At 72.9% G+C, this 8,728-nt stretch carries 7 protein-coding genes and 1 pseudogene; all 8 read left to right on the top strand.

Features of this window, described 5'->3' with window-relative positions; genetic code table 11:
• Positions 1–759: pseudogene (locus AC061S_RS23535) on the top strand (hypothetical protein); the annotation flags it as partial.
• Positions 756–1,724 carry a complex I subunit 1/NuoH family protein gene (locus tag AC061S_RS23530; protein WP_478687899.1) on the top strand — a complete coding sequence of 323 codons (969 nt, stop codon included), beginning with the start codon at positions 756–758 and terminating at the stop codon, positions 1,722–1,724. The pseudogene AC061S_RS23535 and the gene AC061S_RS23530, both read left to right, overlap by 4 nt.
• Positions 1,725–2,306: a NuoI/complex I 23 kDa subunit family protein gene (locus AC061S_RS23525; protein ID WP_478687898.1), complete on the top strand. Its 582-nt coding sequence runs from the start codon at positions 1,725–1,727 to the stop codon at positions 2,304–2,306.
• Positions 2,303–2,884, top strand: a complete 582-nt coding sequence (locus AC061S_RS23520; protein ID WP_478687897.1) for an NADH-quinone oxidoreductase subunit J family protein — start codon at positions 2,303–2,305, stop codon at positions 2,882–2,884. The genes AC061S_RS23525 and AC061S_RS23520 overlap by 4 nt, the downstream gene beginning before the upstream one ends.
• Positions 2,884–3,264 (top strand): NADH-quinone oxidoreductase subunit NuoK, encoded by a 381-nt coding sequence (gene nuoK, locus AC061S_RS23515; protein ID WP_478687896.1) that lies wholly within the window; start codon positions 2,884–2,886, stop codon positions 3,262–3,264. The genes AC061S_RS23520 and nuoK overlap by 1 nt, the downstream gene beginning before the upstream one ends.
• Positions 3,261–5,360, top strand: a complete 2,100-nt coding sequence (locus AC061S_RS23510) for an NADH-quinone oxidoreductase subunit 5 family protein (protein ID WP_478687895.1) — start codon at positions 3,261–3,263, stop codon at positions 5,358–5,360. Before nuoK ends, AC061S_RS23510 begins: the two co-directional genes overlap by 4 nt.
• Before the next feature lie 38 nt (positions 5,361–5,398).
• Positions 5,399–6,967 carry a complex I subunit 4 family protein gene (locus AC061S_RS23505; protein ID WP_478687902.1) on the top strand — a complete coding sequence of 523 codons (1,569 nt, stop codon included), beginning with the start codon at positions 5,399–5,401 and terminating at the stop codon, positions 6,965–6,967.
• Positions 6,964–8,547: an NADH-quinone oxidoreductase subunit N gene (locus tag AC061S_RS23500; protein WP_478687894.1), complete on the top strand. Its 1,584-nt coding sequence runs from the start codon at positions 6,964–6,966 to the stop codon at positions 8,545–8,547. The genes AC061S_RS23505 and AC061S_RS23500 overlap by 4 nt, the downstream gene beginning before the upstream one ends.
• Positions 8,548–8,728: the final 181 nt, after the last annotated feature.

The raw sequence follows: 8,728 nt of genomic DNA, 5'->3' as shown, positions 1-8,728 counted from the left end.
GAGGCAGCCCCGGCCCGTCCGGTACGCCGTACCCGCTCGGTAGCGGACGGCTCCGCGAGCCAGGCGGAGGCCCCGGCGACGGGGGCAACCCAGGACCCGGCGGAACCCCTGGCGACCTCGCCCGAGGCAGCCCCGGCCCGTCCGGTACGCCGCTCCCGCTCGGTCGCGGACGGCTCCGCGAGCCAGGCGGAGGCCCCGGCCGCGGGCTCGACCCCGGCCCCGGCGGAAGCCACCCCCGCCCCTACGGACGCCACCCCGGCTGAAGCGGCAGCCACGCCGACCCCGGCGGCAGCAACGTCGGCCGAAGCTGCGACGACGCCGACCGAAGCGAGGCCGGCCCCGGCCGAGGCGGCCCAGGGACGCCCGGTGCGCCGTACCCGCTCGGTCGCGGACGGTTCCGCGAGCCAGGCAGCAGCTCCGGCCGAAGCCGAGGCCGCGCCCACGGCGGAACCGCAGGCCCCCGCACGCCCGGCGCGCGGCAGCGCGGACGCCCCCTGGCACAACCCGAAGCCCGCCTTCGACACCCCTCCGGCTGAACCGGCGGCTCCGGCAGAACCGGCGGCCCCGGCCACTCCGGCGGCTCCGGCCACTCCGGCGGCTCCGTCCGAACCGGCCACCCCGGCGCCCCCGGCCGCACCGGCAGACGGCCCGGCGGGCTCCGCCGAGTCCGAGCCGGAGCCCGAGTCCGAGTCCGAGTCCGAGTCCGTCCAAGAGACGGACCCCCGCACACCCAACGACCCCACCGGAGGCGCCGCGTGAACGACGTCCTCGACGTCGCCCTGCGGCTGATCGTCGTCTTCGCCGTCTTCCTCGTGCTCCCGCTCGTCGTCGGGCAGACCGAGCACAAGGTGATGGCCCACATGCAGGGCCGCCTCGGCCCCATGTACGCCGGCGGCTTCCACGGCTGGGCCCAGCTCGTCGCCGACGGAGTCAAGTTCGCGCAGAAGGAAGACATCGTCCCGGCCAACGCCGACCGCCGCATCTTCCAGCTCGCCCCCGCCGTCGCGCTCCTCCCGTACCTCCTCGTCCTCATCGCCATCCCGATCGGCCCGGGCAAGGGCGCGGTCGGCCAGGTCATCGACGCCGGCATCTTCTACGTGCTCGCCGTCATGGGCATCGGAGTCCTCGGCTCCCTCATGGCCGGCTGGGCCTCCGCCAACAAGTTCTCCATGCTCGGAGGCCTCCGCACCGCCGCCCAGCTCCTCGCCTACGAGCTGCCCATGCTGCTCACCGCGGCCTCGGTCGCCATGGCCGCCGGAACCGTGTCGCTCCCCGGCATCGTCGGCGCCTTCGAGTGGTGGTGGCTGCCCTGGCAGATCGTCGGCGGGCTCGTCTTCTTCACCGCCGGCCTCGCCGAACTCCAGCGGCCCCCCTTCGACATGCCCGTCGCCGACTCCGAGATCATCTTCGGCGCGTACACCGAGTACACCGGCCTGCGCTTCGCGCTGTTCCTGCTCGCCGAGTACGCCGGCATCGTCGTCCTCTGCGCCCTCACCACCGTCCTCTTCCTCGGCGGCTGGCACGGCCCCTTCGGCGGCGACGACTTCGGCTGGGTCTGGACCCTGCTCAAGATCGCCGCGCTCTCCTTCGTGGTGATCTGGCTCCGCGTGAGCTACCCCCGGCTCCGCGAGGACCAGCTCCAGAAGCTCGCCTGGACCGTACTCATCCCGCTCGCGCTCGCCCAGATCGCGCTCACCGGCATCGTGAAGGTGGCGATCCAGTAAATGCCCCCCATCCCCGGCTCCGGCCTCGCCAAGGGCCTGGCCGTCACGCTGCGCACGATGACGAAGCGCTCGCACACCGCCCAGTACCCCGAGGTGCAGCCCGAACTCCCGCCGCGCTCGCGCGGGGTCATCGGCCTGTTCGAGGAGAACTGCACGGTCTGCATGCTGTGCGCGCGCGAGTGCCCCGACTGGTGCATCTACATCGACTCCCACAAGGAGACGCTCCCGGCCGCCGCCCCCGGTGGCCGTGAGCGCAGCCGCAACGTCCTCGACCGCTTCGCCATCGACTTCTCCCTCTGCATGTACTGCGGCATCTGCATCGAGGTGTGCCCCTTCGACGCGCTGTTCTGGTCGCCGGAGTTCGAGTACGCCGAGACCGACATCCACGAACTGACCCACGAGCGCGACAAGCTGCGCGAGTGGATGTGGACCGTGCCGGCCCCGCCCGCCCTGGACCCGGCCGCCGAGGAGCCCAAGGAGATCGCGGCCGCCCGCAAGGCCGTGGAGAAGGCGGAGACTGCGGCTGCAGCCGCGGCCGCCGCCGCGACCCCCGACACCCCGGCCCCGGAAGGAGACGCGTGATCACCGCAGCCGCCCAAGGCAACGGCTTCCTCTCCCCGACCGGCGTCGAGATCGCCTTCGTCCTCGTCGGCCTCGCCACCCTCGGCGCGGCCGCCGTCACGGTCACCACCAAGCAGCTCGTGCACGCCGCCCTGTGGCTGGTCGTCGCGCTCGGCGGGATCGCCGTCGAGTACTTGCTGCTGACCGCCGAGTTCATCGCCTGGGTCCAGGTCCTGATCTACCTCGGTTCCGTGGTCGTCCTCCTCCTCTTCGGGCTGATGCTCACCAAGGCCCCCATCGGCCGTTCACCGGACGCCGACTCGGGCAACCGCCCGGTCGCGCTCGGCGTCGCCGTCGTCGCGGCCGCCGCGCTCGTCTGGGTGGTCGTCGACGCCTTCCGCACCACCTGGATCGACCTCGACGGTCCCGCACAGGGCTCGACCAAGGTCTCCGGAGAGATCCTCTTCCGGCACTGGGTGCTGCCGTTCGAGGCGCTCTCCGTCCTCCTCCTCGCGGCGCTGATCGGCGCCATCGTGCTGTCCCGCAAGGACACCCCCGAGACCGAGACGCCCGGCACCGACAAGAAGGGGCAGCGCTGATGCACCTCGCCTACCCCGCCGTGCTGGCGGCGCTCCTCTTCTGCACGGGCCTGTACGGAGTGCTCGCCCGCCGCAACGCCATCCTGGTCCTGATGTCCGTCGAGCTGATGCTCAACGCCGTCAACCTCAACCTGGTGGCCTTCGACGTCTGGCTGCGCGACAGCCTGCACGCCGGGCAGGCCCTCACCCTCTTCACCATCGCCATCGCCGCCGCCGAGATCGGCATCGGCCTCGCGATCGTGCTGATGGTGTACCGCAACCGGGGCACCGCGGACGTCGACCGACTGCGCGACACCGCCGAGGGCCACGAGCAGGACGACAGCCCCGACAGCCCGGACAGCGCGGACAGCGCGAACCCTGCGACCGGAGCCGCCGCGTGAGCACCCCGACCCTCGCCGTACTGGTCCCCCTCCTGCCCTTCCTGGGCGCGCTGGCGGGACTGCTGCTCGGCCGCACCGCCCCCGGCTTCGTCAAGCCGCTCGCCGTCCTGCCGACACTGGCCGCCGCCGTCCTCGCGGTCCTGGTCGCCTTCCGCCAGGCCGGCGGCAAGGCGATCGACACGGCGACCGAGCTGACCCCGACCGGCTCGGTGCCCATCGAGCTCTCGCTCCACCTGGACGGCTTCGCCGTCATGGTGGCCGTCCTCGTCGGCCTCGTCGCCACCTGCGTGCAGATCTACTCGACGGCGTACCTGCGCGAGGACCCGCGCTACCCGTCCTACGCCGCCCTGGTCTCACTGTTCACCTCCGCCATGCTGCTCGTCGTCTACTCCGGCGACCTGATGGTGCTGCTGGTCGGCTGGGAGATCATGGGCATCTGCTCGTACTTCCTGGTCGGCCACTACTGGGAGACCGAGGCGGCCCGCTCCGCCTCCCTGAAGGCCTTCCTCGTCACCAAGCTCGGCGACGTCCCCTTCCTCATCGGCCTGTTCGCGCTCGCCACCGACGCCGGGTCCTTCCGGATCACCAAGATCCTGGGCACCGTCGCCGCGGGCGGGCTCGACCACCCGACGCTCATCGCGCTGCTCCTGCTGGCCGGAGTCGCGGGCAAGTCCGCGCAGTTCCCGCTGCACACCTGGCTTCCGGACGCCATGGCGGGCCCCACCCCGGTCTCCGCACTGATCCACGCCGCGACGATGGTCGCCGCCGGTGTCTACTTCGTCGCCCGCCTCCTCCCCGTCTTCGCGGCCTCCCGGGCCGCACTGGTGGTCCTGGCCGTCATGGCGGCCGTCACGATGGTCGGCTCCGCCCTCGCCGCCCTGGCCCAGGACGACATCAAGCGGGTGCTCGCCTACTCCACGATCGGCCAGCTCGGCTACATGACCGGGGCCCTGGCCGTCGGCGACCGCGCGGCCGCCGTCTTCCACCTCCTGTCCCACGGCGCCTTCAAGGCGCTCCTCTTCCTCGGCGCCGGCGTGATCATCCACGCCGCGGGGACGAACTCCCTCGCCGCCATGTCCCGCATGGACGGCCTGGCCAAGCGCATCCCCGACGCCTTCTGGACGATGACGATCGCGCTGCTCGCGCTCGCCGCCTTCCCGCCCTTCGCCGGCTTCTTCTCCAAGGAAGCCGTCCTCGTCGCCGCCGAGCACACCGCCGGCGGCCACTCGGAGCTCGCCCCGAGCACGGCCGGCTGGGTGATCCTCGTCGCCGGCGTGCTGACCGCCCTGCTCACCGCCGCCTACGCCACCCGGCTGTGGCTCATGGCCTTCCGCGGCCGGGGTGCGGCCGCCCCCGACCACGGCAAGGAGCCCATCGCCATGACCGGCGTGCTGTGGCTGCTGGCCGTCCCGTCCGTCGGCTTCGGGCTGCTGGCCGGGCCCCTCTCCGACTTCTTCGACGGCCGCGAGCTCACCCCGTCGCTGACGACCTCGGTCCTCGGCACGGGCGCCGCCGTCGTCGGTGCGGTCCTCACCTACGCCCTGTGGCAGCGCGCCCAGGCCCAGGCCGCCCTGGCCCAGGCGGCCCTCGCCCCGGCAGCCCCGGCCCGAGCCGGCACCGCCACCGCCGGAGCACCCGCCACCGCCGCGGCGCCCTCCACCGCCGCGGCGCCCTCCACCGCGTCGGCCGCCGTACCCGCGGCCGTCGTCGCCGCCGAGTCCGCCGCGGAGAGTCCCGAAGTCGGCCAGGTCACCCACGACCACCCCGTCGTCTCGGCGGCCCCCGCAGCCGACCCCGGCCGCGCGCTGCTCGGCCCGCTGTACCGGCACGCCGCCGTCGGCTTCCACCTCGACGCCGTCTACGACCGCCTGTTCGTCCGCCCCGTCCGATCCGCCGCAGCCCTCGTACACTTCCTCGACCGCGAGGTGGTGGACTCGTACGTCCGTGGCGCGGGCCTCGGCCCCCGGCTGCTCGGCAGCCTCGTACGCCGCGCCCAGACCGGCAACGTGCAGAGCTACCTGAGCGCCCTGCTCGCCGGCGCCGTGGTCCTGGCGATCGCCACAGCCGTCCTCGCCAACGTCAACGCCGGATCGTGAGCCGTGAGTCAGCCGTGATTGATATCAGCCCGTCCGTGATGCAGTTCCTTCTGGCGTTCATCGTGGCCGCACCCCTCCTCGGCGCGCTCGCCGCCCTCCTGCCGGCCCCGCCCGGACTGAAGGGCAAGAGCCCCGAACAGGCCGTGCTGCGCCACGGCGTGACCGTGACCGGTGCCATCCTCGCCGCGGCGATCGTCCTCGCCGCGGGCTTCGACCACGACGCCCCGTCCCGCTTCCAGGCGACGACGGACATCAGTTGGATCCAGGCCCTGAACGTCCGGATCCACCTCGGCATCGACGGCATCTCGCTCCCCCTCCTCCTGATGACCGCGCTGCTGTTCTTCCTCTGCGCGCTCTACAGCTACTTCAAGCTCCCCGCGGGCCCCTCCGCGAAGGCCTTCGTCGCCCTGCTCCTGGTCCTGGAGTCCGGCACCCTCGCCACCTTCGCCGTCCTCGACCTGCTGCTGTTCTTCCTCGCCTTCGAGATGGTCCTCATCCCGATGTACTTCCTCATCGCCCGCTGGGGCGGTGCTCAGCGGCAGGCAGCCGCCTGGAAGTTCATCCTCTACACCCTCCTCGGCTCCGTGGTCATGCTGCTCGGCCTGCTGCTGATCGGGCTGAACAGCGGCACCTTCGACATGGTGGCACTCGCCTCCGACAACGGCCGCGAGCTGTCCCACACCACCCAGGTCCTGGCCGTTCTCGCCATCGGGATCGGCCTCGCCGTGAAGACCCCGATGTGGCCGCTGCACAGCTGGCTGCCCGACGCCCACACCGCCGCCCCCACCGTCGGCTCCGTCCTCCTCGCGGGCGTCCTGCTGAAGATGGGCACCTACGGGTTCGTCCGGATCCTGCTGCCGGCCACCCCCGACGGCATGGTCACCTTCGCCCCGTACCTGGGCGCCTTCGCCGCCGTCGGCATCGTCTACGGGTCCCTGGCCTGCCTCGCCCTCGCCCGCAAGGGCAACAAGGGCGACCTCAAGCGACTCATCGCGTACTCCTCCGTCGGCCACATGGGCTTCGTCCTCCTCGGCATCGCGTCCATGACCCCCACCGGCGTCAACGGTGCGCTTTTCGCTAACGTCGCGCACGGTCTAATCACCGGCCTTCTCTTCTTTCTTGTCGGCGCGCTCAAAGACCGTTACAACACGGCCGATCTCGACACCCTCGCCGGAGCCACCGGAGCGGCCCTCTACGGCCGCGCCCCCCGCTTCGGCGCCCTCCTCGCCTTCGCCGCCATCGCCTCGCTCGGCCTCCCCGGCCTGGCCGGCTTCTGGGGCGAGATGCTGGCCCTCTTCGGCGCGTTCGACCCCGCCGAGGGCCTGTCGCGGCCCGCGTTCCTCACGTACATGTCCATCGGCGCGTTCGGCACCCTGCTCACCGCCGCCTATCTTCTGATCGTCGTACGGCGGGTGTGCATGGGCGACCCGAAGGCCGCGCGCGAAAGCGCCGCCGCCCCCGTGGTCCTCGCGGACATCCAGCGCTACGAGTACGCCGCCTGGACCCCGCTCGTCGCCCTCACCCTCCTCGCCGGCCTGTGGCCCGCGGTCCTCCTCGGCCTCACCGACCCGGCCGTCCAGAAGCTCCTCGCGGGAGGGAACTCATGACGGTCCTTCGCCCCATCGCGGGCACCGCCATCGCCGCGGCCGACGCCCCCAGCCTGGTCCAGTCCGTCGACTGGCTCGCCATCGCCCCGGTCGTCATCACCGCCGTCGTCGGCCTCCTCGTGCTGGTCGCCGACCTCTTCCTGCCGGAGCACCGCAAGCCGCTGCTCGGCTGGATCTCCGTGGCCGGACTGGCCGCCGCGACCGCGACCCTGCTGCCGCTGCGCGCCGGCGACCGCAGCACCTTCTGCCTCACCGGACCCGGTACGGCCGACCCCGGCGCGTGCAGCTACGCCGCCGACCACTTCGCGCTGGTCGTCCAGTTCCTCGTCCTGGGCGGCGCCCTGGTCACCGCCCTGCTGTCGGTCACCGCCGTCCGCGAGGCCCGCATGCCGGCCGGCGAGTACTGGTTCCTGCTGCTCTCCTCCGCCGCCGGCGCGGCCCTGCTGCCCGCCTCCCGCGACCTCGCCACCCTGATCGTGGCCCTCGAAGTCGCCTCGCTGCCCGCCTTCGCCCTCGTCGGCATGCGGCGCGGCGACCGGCTCTCCTCCGAGGCCGCCCTCAAGTTCTTCCTGTCCTCGGTCACCGCCACCGCCGTGTCCCTGATGGGCATCAGCTTCGTCTACGCCGCCACCGGCTCCCTGCACCTCACCCAGGTCGCCGACCGGCTCGGGAGCGTCCCCGGACAGCTCGACACCCTCGCCATGGCCGGCGTGGCGCTCACCCTGGTCGGCTTCGCCTTCAAGACGGCCGCCGTCCCCTTCCACTTCTGGGTCCCGGACACCTACGTCGGCGCCCCGCTGCCCGTCGCCGGATACCTGTCGGTCATCGGCAAGGCCGTCGGCTTCACCGGCCTCATCCTCGTCACCGTGATCGCCTTCCCCGCGTACTCGGACGTCTGGGGCCCGGCCCTGGCCGTCCTCGCCGCGCTCACCATGACCCTCGGCAACGCGGCGGCCCTGCGCCAGTCCGCCGACCGGCCGGGAGGGGCCGTACGGCTGCTCGCCTGGTCCTCGGTGGGCCAGGCCGGCTACCTGCTGGTCCCGATCGCGGCCGCCGCCTACGCCGGCCGCGACCAGATCGGCTCCACCGTCGCCTACGCCCTCATGTACGCCGCCGTGAACCTCGGCGCCTTCGCCGTGGCCGCCCTGGTGGCCCGTACGAAGCCCCTGCACCGGCTCTCCGACTACCGGGGCCTGTACGCCGAGAGCCCGCTCGCGGCCCTCGCGATGGCCTTCTTCCTGCTCTGCCTGGCCGGTCTGCCGCCTGGCATCATCGGGCTCTTCGCGAAGGTCACCGTCTTCCGCTCGGCGGTCGACGCGGGGCTGGGCTGGCTCGCCGTGGTCATGGCCGTCAACGTCGTCATCGCGCTGTACTACTACCTGCGCTGGACCGCCCTGCTCTTCCGCGCCCCCGACGGGGACGCGGCGCGGGAGGGCGCGCGGGAGGGCGCGCAGCCCCGTACCGGGACCCCTTGGCCGGTCACGGCGGCCATCGTGCTCACCGCCGCCACCGCCCTGGTCCTCTCGGGTGCCCCGCAGCTCGTGCTGCGCTTCGCCACCGGCAGCCTCTTCCCGCTGTAGAGCCGCGCCGGAGCCGCGCCGGGGCCCCGGCAGAGCCGTGCCCGGGCCCGCGCCCGTAACCCGTACGGCCTAACCCTCGCCACGCCCGCCACGGCCCCGCCCCCCGGTCCACCGGGGCGGCGGGGACCGGTGTGCCCGGGGAACCTGCCGCCCTCACCTCGCGTTGACCAGGAAGGAAGGG

The sequence above is a fragment of the Streptomyces sp. CA189 genome, from assembly GCF_056428985.1.
The sequence above is the reverse complement of the archived record's forward strand: the minus strand, read 5'-3'. Positions and strand labels throughout refer to the sequence as shown.

What these genes read in the sequence shown, in the direction of transcription:
- AC061S_RS23525 (WP_478687898.1), top strand. Translation starts at nt 1,725, where the DNA reads ATGCCCCCCATCCCCGGCTCCGGCCTCGCCAAGGGCCTGGCCGTCACG.
- nuoK (WP_478687896.1), top strand. Translation starts at nt 2,884, where the DNA reads ATGCACCTCGCCTACCCCGCCGTGCTGGCGGCGCTCCTCTTCTGCACG.
- AC061S_RS23505 (WP_478687902.1), top strand. Translation starts at nt 5,399, where the DNA reads ATGCAGTTCCTTCTGGCGTTCATCGTGGCCGCACCCCTCCTCGGCGCG.
- AC061S_RS23500 (WP_478687894.1), top strand. Translation starts at nt 6,964, where the DNA reads ATGACGGTCCTTCGCCCCATCGCGGGCACCGCCATCGCCGCGGCCGAC.